Here is a 17,370-nt window from a genome sequence, read left to right as displayed (position 1 = left end):
AAACCTCCGTTTTTTCCCTTTTTCACGTTTATACCCTTACCTTGTGAACACATGAACAAGCATAACATAAAATAAACTCCTTGTGTGCGAATTCACAAAAAAAGTGCTCAAAAAAACAAAAATGAAACTATCTTTAGTATGAATATACTTATTCCAAGTTTAAACACATCGAAAATAAAAGCCGCTATCCTTGTTTTAGGATAGCGGCTTTTATTTCGTAAATACATTTGGCTCGAAATTAAGCTTCTTATACAAAACAATTTTAGAATTCGCTTTAATTTCATCTGCTCTTTGCACAGTTTACGATATTTCTCCCCATCTGGGATTTCATGAAAATTAACTTTTCTTATTAAATTATACGCGCGCCTTGTCTAAATGCGCGGTGTCATTAAGTTGTACGATATTAAATTGGCCATTCTCATATTCGACTTTACTAATACTTGTATTTAAAATTCGTTCGCCTTCTGCGCGGTGGTCTGACATTTTTCCGCCTCCTAAAAGATACATCAGGAGCGTTAACGTCATGCCGTGAGAAACGACGAGAATATGACCGCTTTTTTGTTCAGAAATAAGCTTTTGCATGCCTTTTTGAACGCGTTCTTCTAGCTCATAATAAGTTTCGCCGCCATTTTCGCTTGCGTCAAATGTCGCTGGGCTATGTAGCATCGCTTCACGCGCTTCTTTAAACTGAACATCTAGTTCGCTGACACGCACGCCTTCCCATGAGCCAAAGCTCATCTCACGAAACTCTTCGGTAAGGTGAATCGGGACTTTTTTTCCACTTAAAATGTATTTGGCTGTATCTTGTGTACGTTTACTTGGACTCACATAAGCTGCTTTAAAAGGAATATCTTGAAGTGCCTCGCCGACTAAAATCGCACCATTTTTCCCTTCAGATACAAGCGGGGAGTCTCCCCAGCCTTGCATTTGTCCAGTTAAATTCCATTCTGTTTTGCCGTGTCTTACAAAATAAATTGTCAATTTGCCTTGTTCCAATTCATTTCCTCCTATAATTCAAACACTAATAGATATTATTGTACCACTCCATCTATTTTTTTAAAAGAGGACGAATTTCGCTCATTTTCGGCTTTAAAGCTTGGCTAGACTTGTTGAAAGCGATTTAGTCGCCTTGTAAATTTCGCGATAAATCAGATAGATTTTTTCATATTTTGCTACATTTTGCGCATTTGGCGTATATAATTGACCTTGATACGTGACAAAAGTTTCCGCGCATGCATTTAAATCCGGATAAATCCCGAGCCCTGTAGCGGCAATCATAGCGGCCCCAAGGCCCGGACCTTGCTCACTCGTTAGCGTTCGCACATTTCGGTTGTAAATGTCCGCTTGCATTTGAAGCCATAGCGGGTTTTTGGCACCTCCGCCAACTGCAACGATTTCCGCCGCATCACGTCCTGCCAGTTTTAACAGCTCAAAAGCATCACGCAGTGAAAAAGTAATGCCCTCAATAACCGCGCGCATGAAGTGACTGCGCGTATGCTGGCCGTCAATGCCAATAAAAGCACCGCGAATCTCGCTATCCGTGTACGGGGTGCGCTCACCGCTTATATACGGCGTAAACAGCAAGCCTTCCGCACCAACTGGGATTTTCTTAGCCCCTTCAAAAAATGCGTCAAAATCTTCGTCTGGCGCGAATTCCCGCTTAAACCAGTTCAAACTATTGCCCGCAGAAAGCGTCACGCCCATTGAATAAAAAGACCCTTCTTCTACATGGTTAAAAAAATGTAACGGTGACGCGTCGGCCTCCAAAATGTCCGATTCGAAACTTAGGAAGACGCCACTCGTTCCAATGCTCGACAGTGCGAGACCTGGTTTTGTGATGCCGGCACCAATTGCAGCTACTGCGTTGTCCGCTCCGCCCATGAACACTTTCGCGCTCGTTTGAATCCCGAGTTGCCGCGCGAGTTCCGGTGTGACCGTTCCGATGCAAGTCGTTGATGAAACGAGTTTTGGTAGCGTTTGCCTTGGGATTTGAAACGCGGTTAAGATTTCCTCTGAATAGGTTTTCTTTTGGACGTCAAGGAGCAGTGTGCCGGCTGCGTCGGAGTAATCGGTGCAAAGTTCGCCCGTTAAAATGTAGGCCAAATAGTCTTTTGGCAAACAAAAATGCGCCGCCTGATCCCATGTTTTCGGTTCATTTTGAGCAAGCCAGACCAATTTAGGGAGCGTGAAGCCTTCCAGCACATCATTTCGCGTAATCGATTTAATGTCAGGCATCTTCTCCCGAATATACTTACACGCCTCCGTTGTACGGACGTCATTCCACAAAATGGCCGGGCGCACCACTTCCATCTCGCTGTCCATCACAACAAGACTGTGCATTTGCCCCGAAAAACTAATGCCTAGAAGCTCCGCCTTTAAATCAGGCACCGCCTCGTGAAGCGCTTGAAATACCACCTTTAAGGCACGCACCCATTCAGCCGGATTTTGCTCGCTGTAGCCCCTTCGCTCACTAATTAGCGGGTAATCGCTTGCGGCGTCTGCAATGAGCTCGCCCGCTTCACTCATCAAAACCGCTTTTAACGCGCTCGTTCCTAAATCTAAACCTAACACATAACCCATTTTTTTCTCCTTTAAATTAAATAATCGTTCAAGCGTGACTTCACATATTCAATGTGGCTTGACGCGTTTTTGACTTCCTCATTTGCTAGCGCATATTCAGTTAGCGTTTCTAGGTCTTCCTCGCCTTTCAAAATGCGTGCGCCAATTCCTTCGCGGAAGCTTGCGTATCGTTCTTCCTTAATTTTTTCAAAAAAGCGCTCTTCTGTAAGTTTTGCTGCTGCTTTTAATCCCCGTGCGTACGTGTCCATGCCAGCGATGTGTGCGAGCAGAAGGTCTTCCATCGCAAATGAACTGCGGCGAACTTTGGCATCAAAATTAATGCCGCCTGGCGCGATTCCGCCGTTTTGCAAGATTTCATACATCGTGAGCGTTGTGTCATACACATTTGTCGGGAACTCGTCGGTATCCCAGCCGAGCAGCAGATCGCCTTGGTTCGCATCAATCGATCCGAGCGCGTTGTAGGTGCGCGCCACATTTAATTCGTGTTCAAACGTGTGGCCAGCAAGCGTTGCATGGTTCGCCTCTAAATTCAATTTAAAATCATTTTCGAGACCGTATTTTTGTAAGAAAGCCATTGTTGTGGCCGCATCGAAATCGTATTGGTGTTTCGTTGGTTCTTTTGGTTTTGGCTCGATTAAAAATTGTACGTCGTGACCGATTTCTTTCGCATAACGAATCGCCATTTTATACATCCGCGCCATGTTCGCCTGTTCAAATCCCATATCCGTATTTAAAAGCGATTCATAGCCTTCACGGCCGCCCCAAAAGACGTAATTTTTGCCGCCTAGTTTTTTACTAATATCGAGGCCTTTTTTAATTTGGGCGGCTGAGACGGCGTATACGTCCGCATTATTCGTCGAAGCAGCTCCGTTTAAAAAGCGCGGGTGCGTAAATAAATTTGCCGTATTCCATAGCAATTTGATGCCCGTCTGCGCCATTTTCTGCTGAATTAAATCCGTGATTTCATCTAAATTGCGCATGAATTCTTGAAGGGAGTTGCCTTCTGGCGCAATGTCCACATCATGGAAACAAAAATACTCCACGCCTAGCTTCTCCAAAATCTCAAAAAACATGTCTACCCGATTTCTCGCGAGCTCCATTTCCGTTGCCCCGTGTACATCGCGAACATTCGTTGCCGCACCAAACGGGTCAGATCCGTCTTGCGTCATGGTGTGCCAGTAAGCGACTGCAAAGCGCAAATGCTCCTTCATCGTTTTTCCTAAAACAACCTCTTCTGGATTGTAATGTCTAAATGCAAATGGATTTTCGGAAGTTACACCTTCATAATTAATTTTTTCGATTTGTTTAAAATAAGTCATCATTTTCTCCTTTATTTTTCGTTTTCTCTAAACGCGCGATTTCGTTCTTCTAACTCTACTAAATATTGTTTTTCCTGTTTGTCAGCTCGGTAGAAAAATAGTGCGATAGCTGCAATGGCAAAGCCAACAATTGGAATCCAAACGAAATTAAATTCGATGGCACGAAGGGATGCGTCGGTTTGAACTTGGTTCGCCTGATAACCGCCCATCGCCAAAATTCCAGCCGTCAAGGCACCGCCGATACCCATACCAAATTTTGCCCCAAAGCTAGAAGCCGATGTCAATAGCCCTTGGGCGCGTACACCGTTCTTCCATTCGCCGTAATCAACTGTGTCGGCAAGCATAACGGATAACAATCCGGAAATAAAACCAGTTCCAAAAGCATTAATGATAACCCCAACAATAATAATCGCGATACTCAAATTGTGTGCCCCGACACCCATGATGACTTGGCCAACAATTGCAAGCGCTAGCCCCATCACCATCGTGTTTCGCTTACCAATTCGTCCAGCGACAGCAGGTGTAAATAATAATGTCAGAAGCGATCCAAATGCGAGCGCCATAATGATGGGCACTAAATCTTCACGACCGAGATTGTATTTAAAGAAATACACCGTCGTTTGATTTTTCATCGTCATCGCCATCCAGTAAATGAAGTTCATTAGAATCATAATCATCCACGGCCAGTTACGCTTCATTGCTTTGACGCTATCCTTGACGCGCACCACTTTTTGAACGTTAGTGACGCGCTCTTTTGTGTTGACGAAAGTATTTAAAAGTAAAACAACAGCGACGATTGAAAAGAGCAAAATCGTTAGGAAAAAGCCTTTTTGCTGGTCGCCAGAACCGAGTAGCGCCACAATTGGCAAGGTGAAAACGGTTACGATAATTTGCCCGAGCGTGCCACCAAATTGGCGAATAGTTCCGAGCACTGTCCGCTCTTTCGGGTTGTTCGTCAAACTTGGCAAAATCGATGTAATTGGCAAATTCACACATGAATAAAAAATGCCGACTAAAATGTACGTCACATATGCCCAAACAATTTTTCCGCCGTCCGATAAGTCTGGCGTTGTAAATGTGAGCACACACATCAAGCCAAACGGAATGGAGAACCATAAAAAAAACGGCCTGCTTTTCCCCCATTTTGTATGTGTTCGGTCAATAAAAATCCCAATGATTGGTCCGTCAAACGCGTCAATGACACGTGCGACTAAAAACAGCGTTCCCACTGCCGCCGCACTAATGCCATAAACATCCGTATAGAAAAACATTAAATACGTTCCGATAACTTGAAATGCTAAATTACATGCTGTGTCGCTTAAGCCATAACTAATTCTTTCTTTCCATGGAACCATTGCTTTCAGAGGTGCTGCCTCTTTTATACGTTCAGTTGCTTCCATTTCGTTACCCTCACTTTTTTAATTTTTTTACTTCAGACGAAGATTTTTTGCTCCCTCAAAATGCAGTACATCACCCGAACCGGGCTTATGCCAAACAACAGAATAATGTGCGATGTTTTCTACATCAACAGAAACAACATCTGCTTGTTTATTCACCGTGACACGCGCCACTTCTTCACCCGCTTTAGAAAAAATCGGCTCTGTGACAGAAACGTCCGCCCCGTCAAAACCGTATACGTGGATTTCTGGGTTCGCCACGTAATCGTACTCGGCGCGCTCACCTTCTCTGCCCATCACAATCACACTGTTTTCTCTCGCAAGCAGTGGAAACGACATATAATCGTGCGTTTCGCTGTACCACTTTTCGCCTTCATATGTTTTTTCGGTTAAAATGTTCGTCCATTTCCCTTGCGGCAAGTAAAATTCACCTCTACCCGCAGAATTGAAAATCGGGGCCACTAAGAGCGCGTCACCGAGCATATATTGCCGATCCAACGTTTGCGCCGTCAAATCCTTCGGAAAACTCATCACCATCGGGCGCATCATTGGAATGCCCGTTTGATGTGCCAACACCGCATGACGGAACAAGTACGGCATTAAACGCAGTTTTAGCTTCGTAAATTTGCGCGTTACTTCCGTCGCCTCATCATCAAACACCCACGGAACGCGGTATTCGACATTGCCGTGATAGCGACTATGAGAAGATAAAAGTCCAAATTGCGTCCAGCGTTTGTAAATATCTGGCGTCGCGCCTTCTTCAAAGCCGCCGATATCATGACTCCAGAAGCTAAAACCAGATAGCATGAAGGACAAGCCGCCTCGAAGCGATTCCGCCATGGATTCATACGTCGATAAGCAGTCACCGCCCCAATGAACGGGAAATTTCTGACTACCCGCTGTAGCTGACCTTGCAAACACAACAGCCTCGCCTGGTTTCTTGCGTTCTAAGAGCTCATACACCGCCTCGTTATATTGATACGCATAATAATTGTGCATTTTTTCAGGATCAGATCCATCAAAGTATGTAACGTCAGTTGGAATTCGCTCACCAAAATCCGTTTTAAACGCGTCCACACCCATATCCATGAGCGCTTCTAGTTTCGACAAGTACCACGCTTTCGCTTCCGGGTTCGTAAAATCGACCACCGCCTGGCCGCCCTGCCATAAATCCCACTGCCAAACAGAACCATCTTTACGTTTAATGAAATAGTCGTTCGCTTTCCCTTCCGCAAATAAAGCCGATTTTTGCGCAATATAAGGATTTATCCAGACGCAAATTTTCAACCCTTTTTCCTTCAAACGTTTTAACATCGCTTCTGGATTCGGAAACACTCGCTTATCCCATTCGAAATTGCACCATTCAAAGTCTTTCATCCAGAAGCAATCAAAGTGAAACACTTCAAGTGGAATATCGCGTTCTTTCATGCCATCTATGAAGCGATTGACCGTTTCCTCGTCGTAATCCGTGCAAAACGATGTGCTGAGCCACAAACCGAACGACCATGCTGGCGGCAGTGCTGGTTTGCCCATCAAATCTGTATATTTCTGGACTATATCGGCCATTGTCGGCCCGTAAATCACATAATACTCAAGCGTCTCGCCTGCCACACTAAACTGATTTTTCGACACGTGCTCTGTCCCAATTTCAAACGATACGTGTTCCGGGTGATTCACAAAAACGCCATACCCTTTATTACTTATGAAAAAAGGGACGTTTTTATAGGACTGGTCGCTGCTTGTTCCGCCGTCTTTATTCCAAATATCAACCGTCTGCCCATTTTTGACAAAGTTCGTAAACCGCTCGCCTAAACCGTAGATGTTTTCGCCGACTGCTAGGTTCAACCTTTCGCGCATAAAATTGCCGTCCGCCGTTTCAATGTAACCTTGTCCGTTTATATCAGATGTTGTAAGGAGCGTATCATTTCCGAAAAACGCAATTTTATAGCTCGTTTTATCGAGCTCGGCTTTTAAGGCGCCAGATTGAACGACAATTTTTTCTTGCGTATCCGTTGTTTCTAGCTCTCGTTTGCTTTTCTTGACTGGAAATTCCGGACCTTTTTTTAGTCCCCCATCATGATGTTTTAAAGTGATTTTGAGAATATCTTCTTTTGGTGTTTCTAAACCGACCGTCATCATTCCTAAATTCAATGTGTCGCCACGAGTTTCAATTTTCTTAAACGGCGCATAAACCTCAACTGAATCCGCTTTCATTTTGTAATCAAAAATTTCTTTTGGCGTGTGAATTGTGTAACCTTCTTTGACGAGCCAAATCCCATCTGTAAATTTCATGACTTTTCCTCCCATTCATCAAACGTTTGCAAAAGTTTAAGTTTGTTAGCATGATAAACTAACTAACAATAATATAAAGGAATACGGTTTCTTTTGTCAAGCCTTTTTGCTAAAATAAAAAGAGAAAGCGGGGGAAACGAATGTTTACTAGTCGTGCAGGAATTAGAGAATCAAACGAACGAATCGTCTTAAATAAAATTGCGCAAAAAGGGCCGCTTTCGCGTGCCGAACTTGCGGAGACTATCGGTTTAAATAAAGCAACCATTTCTGATATCGTAAAAAAATTGATGACACAAAAACTTATTAATGAAGTTGGCATTGGCGAAAGTACAAATCAAGGCGGCCGAAAGCCCATCATGCTTGAGCTTAATGCCAAAGCGGGTTTTTCCGTCAGCGTTGACATCGGCTACAACTACATTGACGTGATGGTGCAGCGTTTAGACGGCACTGCCTATAAGCGGGAGTTGTTTCCTTTTAAGACCATCAAGCGGGACACGATTATTCAGGAACTTTCTGAAAAACTTGATGTATTTCTTTCCAGCTTGCCAAAAGCGCCATTTGGGGTTGTAGGAATTTTAATCGCGATTCACGGAATTGTACTAGACAACCAAATTCAATTTACACCAGCATATGATTTGGCTTTTCTGGATTTCAAAAATACACTCGGCGAACAATTTGCCTGCCCGGTGTATGTGGAAAATGAAGCGAATCTATTAGCAGTTTCTGACCATACAAAAGAAAAAAATTACACGAACCTTGTGAGCATCAGCATTCATTCTGGCGTGGGAAGCGGCGTTATTTTGGACAATCAACTTTATACCGGCATAAACGGCTACGCTGGCGAAATCGGCCATATGACTATTGTGACTGAAAACGGCCGCTCATGCCCGTGCGGCGCAAATGGCTGCTTGGAGTGCTACGCTTCCGAAAAAAACACTTTGGACACATATAAAGAACTATCTGGACACGAAAACGCACTCGTCGTAGATTTATGCCGCGCTTTTTTGGAAAAAGATGCAACGGCCGTGCGCGTCGTACAAAATATGATTCACTACTTAGCAATTGGCATCCAAAACGTGACGGCGCTCTACAACCCAGAAGTTGTTTTTATAAACAGTGAAATTTCGCGACTTATACCCGATTTCACCAACCAAATCGAAGCCAAACTCACTTCATTCACATCAAAAAACATCAAAATAAAAGCCTCCCACCTAGGCGAGGAAGCCATCTTATACGGTGCTGGCTATTTAGTTATAAAGCGCTTCTTAGATTCATAAAAAAAGCAGTTTCCTGAATAATAGGAAACTGCTTTTTATTACACCTCATCTGCTGTAAATACCAGACCCGCTGAAGCTTTCGCCTTCGTCACAACGTCCATCACAATTTGGCTGTGCACAAGCTTGCGGAGCATTTCGTCCGCATCTTTTTCATCAATGATACGCTGGAACGCTGCGAATTCGTCGTACATGCGATGTTCGCTATCCTTCACATCAATATGCTCATCTTCGCCGCTGTTTGGCAAAAATTCAAAAGAATCGCAAACACTTACCGAGCCGTTCACATGAATCGTTCCCGCGTCGCCTTGAACATTCGCTGAAATTGGTGCCTTACTATCTTTTGAGCCAATGCAAACCGCCTTAAAATTACCGTAATCCATCACTAGAACGCCAGACGTATCAATCCCTTTCGCCATGTTTGCGTAATAATGGACATCTTTTGGTGCACCGAACAAGCCAACAACAAAATGGACATTGTAAATGTTCAAGTCCATCAAGGCTCCGCCAGACATTTCTCGATTAAACGCTGGTAAAATGTTTCCTTCTTTGAAAGCATCATAACGCGAGGAGTACTGTGAATAGTTCGCTTCCACAATTTTCATTTCGCCAAGGCTACTCACCCGTTTTTTTATTTCCAAAAAATTCTTCATGTATTGATTGGTAATCGCTTCGATTAAGAAGAGACCTTTTTCTTTGGCTAAATCAACAAGAATTTGTAGCTCTTTGGCGTTCGATGTGAAGGGCTTTTCACAAATGACGTGTTTGCCATGGGTGAGCGCCATTTTCGCATACGAAAAATGCAAATGATTGGGCAGCGCCACATAAACCGTATCGATTGAATCATCCGTTAGAAATGCTTCAAAATCCGTATGCACCTTGTCAATGCCATACTCTTTTTGCAAACCTTCAAGCTTCGCACGACTTTTCTCCCGCCCGAAAATCGCCGCAAGCGTAATCTTAGGAAGTTCTGCAAAAACAGGTAGCAAGTCATGAACAATCATTCCTGATCCAACAATGCCTAATTTCATGTTATTTACACTCCTCTATTCCTTTTTCTAAAATTTGCATTTGTAGTAACGTTTCCTCGTCCTTCACTTGTTTCGGCTTCCCGTTCACAATGGCTTCATAAAGCCCATCATACACGCGACCATAATCGCCCACTTCCGAAATTACTTTTTCCTCGTGGTAATCGCCGCTTTCGTCTATATAAGTCAGCGTTCCGTAATGTTCGGGTAAATCAATGCCAAAATCTGGATTTTCAGGCATGTAGAACAGTTTTAAATGCTCTTCTTGACGGTCTTTCGTTTCCTTCACAAAAGAACCTTTTTTACCGTAAACAACAAAGCTAGGGCGCCCTTTCAAACGGAAATAGCTCGATTTGACGGAGACTTTTAAGATGTTGTAGTAAAAATCCAAATCGAAATAGTCGTTCATCCGGTTTTCGCCGAGCAATTGCCGGACGTCATAATGGATTTTGTCCGGTTTTCCAAAATAAGATAGCACTTGGTCGATGGTGTGGCAACCGTGGCCGTATAGGTAGCTGTTATAAAACTCAAACTTGTGCGTCGACTCGGGCACTTCTGGTCTAAAATAGTCATAATGCATTTCCACTTCCAACAAGTCGCCCAGTTTCCCACTTTCAATGACGCGCTGCACCGTTAAAAAGTCGGAATCAAAACGGCGATTTTGGTAACACTGCGCAATTAGACCTTTCGCCTTCGCTAGTTGAAAAATTTCTTCGGCCTCTTCGGACGTCATCATAAACGGCTTTTCGACTAAAACATGTTTCTGAGCTTCCAAAACTTGCTTCGCAAATTCAAAGTGGGACTCCTGAGTTGTGGCTACCACAATCATTTGAATTTCCGAATCAGACAGTAATTCTTCCAAATTCGTTGTATAATGAATATGATCAAATTTTTTCCAAGCATCATGACTTGGATTTCTCCGGTAAATGGTTTTAACGCGAATGTTATTTCGTTCTAATACGAATGGTAGATGGTATCGGTTGGTGCTTTTTCCGTTCCCGATATATCCAATTGTAAGCATACTAAATCCTCCTCGTTTCACTTTGATACTTTTATCTTATAAGTATTTGGCGAAAAAGGCTACCAATTATGTTTGCGCCAGTTCATTTAGGAAAAATGGTTCTAAATGTATTGCGGAAAACTTATTTTTTGCACAAAAAGTTCATGAAAGGAGCTTTTTTATGATTTTAACGAATATGAAAAACATGGCGAATTTTACGGCGACTGAAAAAACAATTGCAACATTTATTCTTAAAAACACCGATAAAATGGAACTTCTGACGATTCAAGAGCTGGCGAAAAGGACGTTTTCATCGCATGCCACCATCATCCGTTTTACTCGAAAATTAGGTCTTTCGGGGTTTAAAGAATTTAAAATTGCGCTTGTGAAGGAAATTCAAGGTCGCGAGTTTTCGCCTGCTGATGTTGACCCGAACACGCCGTTTAAGGAGGGGGACTCGCTTTCCACGATTAGTCGCGAGATTATGGAGCTCACGCAGCAGACTGTTTCGGAAAGTTTTCACTTGCTTGATGAGGCGAAACTTGCCAAGGCAGCGCGGCGGCTACACGGGGCAGAGCGAATTTTTTTATTTGCGGTGGGCGATTCGCAAATTCGGGCGGAGAGTTTTCAAAATAAGCTGTGGAAAATTAACCGCTATACGTTTTTGGCTACGAAGCGCGCGGAATGGGCGGTTCATACGGCAAATATGACGGAACGCGATTGCGCGGTTTTTGTAAGTTATGACGCGAAATCAAAACTTGATCTTGCGGCGGCGAAATTTTTAAAAGAACGCGCTGTGCCCATCATTTTGCTTACCTCACATACTACGAGCGAACTTAGTAGACTCGCGGATATTTGCATTTCGATTCCGAAATCGGAGGATAAAACGGCGCTCAAAATTTCTACTTTCGCTTCACAAATCGCCTTTGACTACGTCTTAAATGTATTCTTCGCAGCGCTTTATCAAATGGATTACGACGAAAACAAAACATATCTTGCAAAAAACCAAGCGTTCTTTCAGGAGAATGATGTTTAACTTAAAAAAGAAGCTGAATGAATCCAGCTTCTTTTATTTATCAGTATCAAGTGGTGTTAAGTGTGCTTCAATTTCTTCGCGACGGCTTTCGAATTTTGGTGGGAGTTCCACATAAGTTCCGTGTTCCACTTCGAAATTCGTGTTGAAGCCTGGGCCGTCTGTTGCCAGTTCAAAAAGGATGCCGTTTGATTCGCGGAAGTAAAGCGAGTGGAAATAAAAGCGGTCAATAAAGCCGGAGTTTGGATAACCGGAATCAGCAATTCGTTCCACCCAGGCGAGCATTTCGGCATCGTCTTTCACGCGAAAAGCTAGATGATGTACTCCGCCGGCACCTAAATTGTGTTGTTCTAAATCGGGTCTAGCCTCAAGATGAACCTCAGCTCCAGTGCCGCCAGCTCCCGTTTGATAGACAGTAAGCAATTTTTCATTTTCTTCATAAGCTCCTGCATGTTTAAAGCCAAGGAGTTTAGTTAGCACCGCGTCGGTTTTTTCTTTCTTTAAAACCGAAATGCGCACGGGACCAAGACCAGAAATGGCGTATTCGATTGGAACCGGCCCATCTTTCCACGGATGACCTGCTGGTGTGCCTGAATTCCCCTCATCAGAAACTAAATGGATTGTCAGGCCGTCTACGTCCTTCAGCCGAATAATCCGCCGCCCAAATTGCGCCTCGCCGGTGCTATGAAAAATTTGAAACTCGTCAAGTCGTTTATGCCAGTATTCAAGTGCGGCATCATTTGGGACGCGCAAACTCATCGCGGAAATTTGATTGCGGCCTAGTCGATTTTTAGCCATGTTAGGGACTTCAAAAAAAGTGACTGTTGTGCCGGGGTTGCCAATCTCGTCCGCATAGTATAAATGATACGTATAAGGATCGTCTTGGTTGACGGTTTTCTTTACAAGGCGCATTCCTAATACTTTTGTATAAAAATCAAAATTTCGTCTTGCGTTTTCAGTGAAAATGGAAATATGATGTAAGCCTAATAATTCCATGTTTTTTGCCCCCTAATTTAATTTTTTCAGTAAATCAAGTAGCTGTTTTTGTTCTTCGCGCGTTAATTTGCTGAACTGATTTTGTTGAAAAGCTTCTTGCTTTGGCACCAGTTCATTGTAGCAGGCGACACCTTTTTTCGTTAGCATGATGAATTTTTCACGCCCGACTTTTTCGCGTTGCACATAATTTTGCGTTTCGAGTTTTACGAGTAACTGTGTAATATTTCCTTTCGTCACAACGAGTTTTTTGCCAAGCTCTTGTTGTGTTATCTTGCCTTCTGGACCGATTTGAGCAATGCAGTCGAACATGGCCGTTGAAAGGCCTGCTTCTTTAAAATTTTGATTGGTGAGCTTCATATTGCGATTATAAAAACGACTTAAGCGAAACCAAAGGACAACGCCTAGTCGGTCGTCAGTTTTTACCATCTCAAATCGCCTCCTTTTATTTTTAGTTTAGTACTAAACTTAATAAAAAGCAAGTTTTACGACTTGCTTACGAATTTAAGGAGCGTTTTTGCGACTTTTTGCGTGTCGGCTTGTTTAATGCCTAAAATATGCGTGTGCCACATACCATCAATGGTGTAGCGAACAAAATTGGCGTTTTCTGGGCCGATTTCAGGAATGAGGCGTTCGTGATCGGCATCATAAACGGCGTTCCAGTCTTCATTATCGACGTCTAGAGTGATGACAGACGCTAGGAGTGCTGCGTGTAGACCGATTAAATCATCGTCTTCTAATTGACGCAGATTTCCTGCAATATAAGCTTCTGTAAAAGGATATTTAGACGCGTTTTTGCGCTTTTCGTATTCCTCTGTGAGTATTTTGTTGTAGGCATCAATTGTATGTGCGATGAGTGATTTTGTAAGTTCCTCTTTATTTTTGAAGTAATAAAAGATGGCGGCCTTTGTTATACCAGCGTTTTTAGCGACTTTGGCTAAACTGTAATTTTGAATACCTGCTTCTGAAATTACTTCGATGGCAGACTTAATAATTAAATCTCTGCTACTCAATTTTGCTCCTCCGTTCACTTCTTTCCTAAATTTTAACGAAGAATTGCTTTTTTAGCAATTGTAATCCCGTTTTAGGCTTGAAATTGCTAAACATGACGAATCAAATTTCATGCTTGACATGTAATGCATTACAGAAAGTATGATAAAAATGTAAACAAATTAATGATTGAAGGAGCGACAAATATGACGGAAATAAAAAATGGTTTTCCGAAAAACTTTTTGTGGGGCGGCGCAACGGCTGCAAACCAAGTTGAAGGGGCATACAATTTAGATGGCAAAGGCTTGTCTACTGCGGATATGGTCAAATTTGTACCGAAATCAGAACGTGGCAATGATTTTTCATTAGATGTGACAAAAAAGGAAATTGATGCCATTTTAGCAGGCGAAACGCATGCCCGCTTCCCAAAACGCGACGGAGTCGATTTTTACCATCATTATAAAGAAGATATTGCGTTATTTGCGGAAATGGGCTTTAAGACTTTCCGTTTATCGCTGAACTGGGCGCGAATTTTCCCAAATGGTGACGATGCGGTGCCAAATGAAAAAGGGCTTGCTTTTTATGATGCGGTATTTGATGAACTGAAAAAGTATGATATTGAGCCACTCGTGACTCTTTCGCATTATGAAACGCCGCTTAATTTGACGCTGAAATATAACGGCTGGGCTGACCGCCGTGTGATTGGTTTCTTTACGAACTATGCCGAAACCGTTTTCAAACGTTATAAAGATAAAGTTAAATATTGGCTAACTTTTAACGAAATCAACGTTATTTCACTTAGCCCTTACACTGGCGGTGGCGTTTTAGTGGAAGATGCCGAAAACCCTCTCGAACTTTCTTATCAGGCGGCGCATCATCAGTTTGTCGCAAGCGCACTTGCTACGAAACTTTGCCACGAAATCATTCCTGGTTCACAAGTGGGCTGCATGCTTGCGCGCATGGCGACGTATCCGGCAACTAATAATCCAGATGACGTTCTAAAAGCGCAGTACGAAAATCAAATGAACCTTTTCTTTACAGACGTGCACGCTCGCGGAACTTATCCGACTTTCATGAATCGTTTCTTTAAAGAGAACAATATTTTGATTAAAAAGGAAGTAGGAGACGACGAGATTTTGAAAGAACATACAGTTGACTTTATCTCGTTTAGTTACTACATGTCCCTTTCTGCGACCGTAAAACCCGAAGGAGACCGGACTGCTGGCAACTTTATGGGCGGTGTAAAGAACGAATATTTGGAGACTTCCGACTGGGGCTGGCAAATTGATCCTAAAGGTTTGCGCTGGACGCTTAACGACCTTTACTCGCGTTACAATTTACCGCTTTTCATCGTTGAAAATGGCCTTGGCGCCTATGATACTGTTGAAGCTGACGGCAGTATTCATGACGATTACCGCATTGATTATTTGCGCAAACATATCGTTCAAATGAAAGAAGCCATTAAAGACGGCGTTGATTTAATCGGTTACACAAGTTGGGGCCCAATTGATTTAATTAGCGCTTCGACAAGCGAAATGTCAAAACGTTATGGATTCATTTATGTTGATCAAGATGATGAAGGTAACGGCACATTAAAACGCTCGAAAAAAGACTCCTTCAATTGGTATAAAAAAGTCATCGCAACAAACGGCGAGGATTTAGATTAAAACGCAAAATGAGGTTGGAATTAATCCAACCTCATTTTTTTATTTCGATATTCTCTTGCGGCGAAACAAAGCGAACCCACCTAGTACTAGAAGGCCACCTAACGCCACATAAAGCAGTCCATTTGTATCCCCCGTTTTAGGCAGAAGATGTGTGCTTTTTGTTGGTTTTTCGGTGTTCGTTTTTGGTGTGATGATGGTATTTTGTTGCTCATTTGTCTCTTTTGGTACAACCATTTCGCCAGCTTTTGATGTTTCTGGTTTCTCTGGCTCTGTTGGTGTAATGGGCGTTGCTGGTGTCACAGGCTGTTCTGGATTTGTTGGGTCAACTGGTGCGGGTGCAACTTCTCGTACGGTAACTTGAACTTTAACAGGCGTTGCTTTTAGACCTGCTTCATTTTCAGCATTCAATGTCACTTCGTAAACTCCCGGTGTTGTTAAATCAACAACTTGTGCAAAATTACTCGTCACTGGTGAACCATCATCGGTTGTCGCATGAACATCTTGCAAAAATTGCGCTTCTGTCACTTGTTGATTTTGGTCATATTCATAAGCTTCATCTGCTGTCAAAGTAATAAAATGTTCAATGTCAAAATATTGGTCATACGTGCCAGACGAAGCATTATAGCCTTGTAAAAATGTTGGTGTTGCATAACTTCCGGCCGCATTATCATAAAATGCATTATATTCGATTTCTGAAAGGTTATCGAAGTCTTCTTTTGTCATCGCGTTAACCGTAATGCCTTCATCATTTATAGAAAGGCGGCTATTATCCACTCTTGTATCATTAAATGCTAAAAATGTTTGATTTGATGCAGTCGATTTTGTAAACGGTGGTTGATAGCCATTAAAATGCGTAAAGCGATTTACCATCATCGAAAATGGAATAAACACTGTTTGATTGGCTTCATCATAGCTGAGTACTGAGCTTTTAATTTTATTATGAGCATCAAGACGCCCTGTATTTTGCCCCGTTGCCGCGAGCGATTCTAATGCTGGAAACTCAGAAATACATTGTAAATCTTGAATGCCATCGAATTGCACAAATAATACTTTCAATTTCGGCATACTTTTAAGAGCCGAAATATCTGTGATGTTATAGTTATTCTGCACATATAAATTCGCGACGTTTGGCATTTTATTTATTTTCGAAAAAACTGCGTTTGTATTTGACGTATTACTCAAACTAACAGATTCGAGGTTCGTCACATTATTTAAGTCCGGTAATTTATCGTCCGTAAGAAAAGCACCCGAAATCGTCAAATTTGTCAAGCTAGGAATCGCCGTCACTGTTGAAAGATCCGCAATGTTGGACGTATTCGACAAAGACAGCGCCGTCAAATTGTTCGCATGTTCAAGCCCTGATAAATTTGTGTAGGTATCCCCTGAAAGTGAAACACTACGGAGTGTATTCAATTGCGCTTGTGTAATATCCGCATCTTGCGCCTGCCTTAATTGAGTATTTAAATATTTTTTTAACTGTAAATCTGGAATTTGGACTATCTCTGTCCCTTGTTCTGTAACAATTGGTTCTTCTGCTAAAACTGTAACTGGTACAAAAGGTATTGCCATTATTGTTGTCACTAACATAAAAGTTAATGCTTTTTGCTTCACTGCCATTCATTAAACCTCCTGATGGTTAGTACCATAAGAATACCTTTCTTCTTAGTCGTATTCAATGAAAATTTTGTGAAATTCAGGATTTATTTGATTATTTTTTAACAAAATATTCTTGACATGGTCTAAATCGCCTATTTAAGCCATTTTTAAATGTATACTTATCTTTCCTCAGACACATTT

At 42.4% G+C, this 17,370-nt stretch carries 14 protein-coding genes; 3 read left to right on the top strand and 11 right to left on the bottom strand.

Going from position 1 to position 17,370, the window contains the following annotated elements; all coding sequences use genetic code 11:
• Window positions 1-354: 354 nt before the first annotated feature.
• From CFS60_RS13235 to yicI, 5 genes are all read right to left on the bottom strand, one after another.
• Window positions 355-996 carry a histidine phosphatase family protein gene (locus CFS60_RS13235; protein WP_088816081.1) on the bottom strand — a complete coding sequence of 214 codons (642 nt, stop codon included), beginning with the start codon at window positions 994-996 and terminating at the stop codon, window positions 355-357.
• A 93-nt stretch (window positions 997-1,089) separates the two neighbouring features.
• The gene (gene xylB / locus CFS60_RS13230) at window positions 1,090-2,580 is read right to left on the bottom strand and encodes a xylulokinase (RefSeq protein ID WP_088839363.1); all 1,491 of its coding nucleotides are present in this window, start codon (window positions 2,578-2,580) and stop codon (window positions 1,090-1,092) included.
• An 11-nt stretch (window positions 2,581-2,591) separates the two neighbouring features.
• On the bottom strand, window positions 2,592-3,899 hold the full coding sequence (gene xylA / locus CFS60_RS13225) for a xylose isomerase (protein WP_088810475.1): 1,308 nt from the start codon (window positions 3,897-3,899) through the stop codon (window positions 2,592-2,594).
• A gap of 11 nt (window positions 3,900-3,910) precedes the next feature.
• Window positions 3,911-5,299, bottom strand: a complete 1,389-nt coding sequence (locus tag CFS60_RS13220; RefSeq protein WP_088810476.1) for a glycoside-pentoside-hexuronide (GPH):cation symporter — start codon at window positions 5,297-5,299, stop codon at window positions 3,911-3,913.
• Between the two features lie 27 nt (window positions 5,300-5,326).
• Window positions 5,327-7,588, bottom strand: a complete 2,262-nt coding sequence (gene yicI / locus CFS60_RS13215; protein ID WP_088839362.1) for an alpha-xylosidase — start codon at window positions 7,586-7,588, stop codon at window positions 5,327-5,329.
• Window positions 7,589-7,728: 140 nt separating this feature from the next.
• On the opposite strand from yicI, the gene CFS60_RS13210 reads away from it, so the two are divergent.
• Window positions 7,729-8,865: an ROK family transcriptional regulator gene (locus CFS60_RS13210; RefSeq protein WP_088839361.1), complete on the top strand. Its 1,137-nt coding sequence runs from the start codon at window positions 7,729-7,731 to the stop codon at window positions 8,863-8,865.
• A 38-nt stretch (window positions 8,866-8,903) separates the two neighbouring features.
• Here the strand turns inward: CFS60_RS13210 and CFS60_RS13205 are convergent, their stop codons facing one another.
• The gene (locus CFS60_RS13205) at window positions 8,904-9,893 is read right to left on the bottom strand and encodes a Gfo/Idh/MocA family protein (RefSeq protein ID WP_088810479.1); all 990 of its coding nucleotides are present in this window, start codon (window positions 9,891-9,893) and stop codon (window positions 8,904-8,906) included.
• A 1-nt stretch (window position 9,894) separates the two neighbouring features.
• On the bottom strand, window positions 9,895-10,911 hold the full coding sequence (locus CFS60_RS13200) for an oxidoreductase (protein WP_088810480.1): 1,017 nt from the start codon (window positions 10,909-10,911) through the stop codon (window positions 9,895-9,897).
• A 160-nt stretch (window positions 10,912-11,071) separates the two neighbouring features.
• Here CFS60_RS13200 and CFS60_RS13195 point away from each other — a divergent pair, with 160 nt between their 5' ends.
• Window positions 11,072-11,926: a MurR/RpiR family transcriptional regulator gene (locus CFS60_RS13195; RefSeq protein ID WP_088816086.1), complete on the top strand. Its 855-nt coding sequence runs from the start codon at window positions 11,072-11,074 to the stop codon at window positions 11,924-11,926.
• A gap of 33 nt (window positions 11,927-11,959) precedes the next feature.
• Here CFS60_RS13195 and CFS60_RS13190 read toward each other — a convergent pair whose 3' ends face one another.
• From CFS60_RS13190 to CFS60_RS13180, 3 genes are read right to left on the bottom strand one after another with little or no spacing between them, the layout of a single operon-like run.
• Window positions 11,960-12,919 carry a ring-cleaving dioxygenase gene (locus tag CFS60_RS13190; protein WP_088816087.1) on the bottom strand — a complete coding sequence of 320 codons (960 nt, stop codon included), beginning with the start codon at window positions 12,917-12,919 and terminating at the stop codon, window positions 11,960-11,962.
• 12 nt (window positions 12,920-12,931) lie between these two features.
• Window positions 12,932-13,345, bottom strand: a complete 414-nt coding sequence (locus tag CFS60_RS13185; RefSeq protein WP_088825813.1) for a MarR family winged helix-turn-helix transcriptional regulator — start codon at window positions 13,343-13,345, stop codon at window positions 12,932-12,934.
• A gap of 56 nt (window positions 13,346-13,401) precedes the next feature.
• Complete coding sequence (locus tag CFS60_RS13180; RefSeq protein WP_088810484.1) at window positions 13,402-13,929, bottom strand: TetR/AcrR family transcriptional regulator; 528 nt, start codon at window positions 13,927-13,929, stop codon at window positions 13,402-13,404.
• A 183-nt stretch (window positions 13,930-14,112) separates the two neighbouring features.
• On the opposite strand from CFS60_RS13180, the gene CFS60_RS13175 reads away from it, so the two are divergent.
• Entirely contained in the window at window positions 14,113-15,573 is a 1,461-nt protein-coding gene (locus CFS60_RS13175; protein ID WP_088810485.1) for a glycoside hydrolase family 1 protein, read from the top strand.
• Window positions 15,574-15,612: 39 nt separating this feature from the next.
• Here CFS60_RS13175 and CFS60_RS13170 read toward each other — a convergent pair whose 3' ends face one another.
• The gene (locus tag CFS60_RS13170) at window positions 15,613-17,190 is read right to left on the bottom strand and encodes a LapB repeat-containing protein (RefSeq protein WP_088839360.1); all 1,578 of its coding nucleotides are present in this window, start codon (window positions 17,188-17,190) and stop codon (window positions 15,613-15,615) included.
• Between the last annotated feature and the right edge of the window lie 180 nt (window positions 17,191-17,370).

The sequence above is a fragment of the Listeria sp. ILCC792 genome, from assembly GCF_900186135.1.
GTDB classification, from domain to species: Bacteria; Bacillota; Bacilli; order Lactobacillales; family Listeriaceae; genus Listeria; species Listeria goaensis.
The sequence above is the reverse complement of the archived record's forward strand: the minus strand, read 5'-3'. Positions and strand labels throughout refer to the sequence as shown.

What these genes read in the sequence shown, in the direction of transcription:
- xylB (WP_088839363.1), bottom strand. Translation starts at nt 2,580, where the DNA reads ATGGGTTATGTGTTAGGTTTAGATTTAGGAACGAGCGCGTTAAAAGCG.
- xylA (WP_088810475.1), bottom strand. Translation starts at nt 3,899, where the DNA reads ATGACTTATTTTAAACAAATCGAAAAAATTAATTATGAAGGTGTAACT.
- CFS60_RS13220 (WP_088810476.1), bottom strand. Translation starts at nt 5,299, where the DNA reads ATGGAAGCAACTGAACGTATAAAAGAGGCAGCACCTCTGAAAGCAATG.
- yicI (WP_088839362.1), bottom strand. Translation starts at nt 7,588, where the DNA reads ATGAAATTTACAGATGGGATTTGGCTCGTCAAAGAAGGTTACACAATT.
- CFS60_RS13210 (WP_088839361.1), top strand. Translation starts at nt 7,729, where the DNA reads ATGTTTACTAGTCGTGCAGGAATTAGAGAATCAAACGAACGAATCGTC.
- CFS60_RS13205 (WP_088810479.1), bottom strand. Translation starts at nt 9,893, where the DNA reads ATGAAATTAGGCATTGTTGGATCAGGAATGATTGTTCATGACTTGCTA.
- CFS60_RS13200 (WP_088810480.1), bottom strand. Translation starts at nt 10,911, where the DNA reads ATGCTTACAATTGGATATATCGGGAACGGAAAAAGCACCAACCGATAC.
- CFS60_RS13195 (WP_088816086.1), top strand. Translation starts at nt 11,072, where the DNA reads ATGATTTTAACGAATATGAAAAACATGGCGAATTTTACGGCGACTGAA.
- CFS60_RS13190 (WP_088816087.1), bottom strand. Translation starts at nt 12,919, where the DNA reads ATGGAATTATTAGGCTTACATCATATTTCCATTTTCACTGAAAACGCA.
- CFS60_RS13185 (WP_088825813.1), bottom strand. Translation starts at nt 13,345, where the DNA reads ATGGTAAAAACTGACGACCGACTAGGCGTTGTCCTTTGGTTTCGCTTA.
- CFS60_RS13175 (WP_088810485.1), top strand. Translation starts at nt 14,113, where the DNA reads ATGACGGAAATAAAAAATGGTTTTCCGAAAAACTTTTTGTGGGGCGGC.
- CFS60_RS13170 (WP_088839360.1), bottom strand. Translation starts at nt 17,190, where the DNA reads ATGGCAGTGAAGCAAAAAGCATTAACTTTTATGTTAGTGACAACAATA.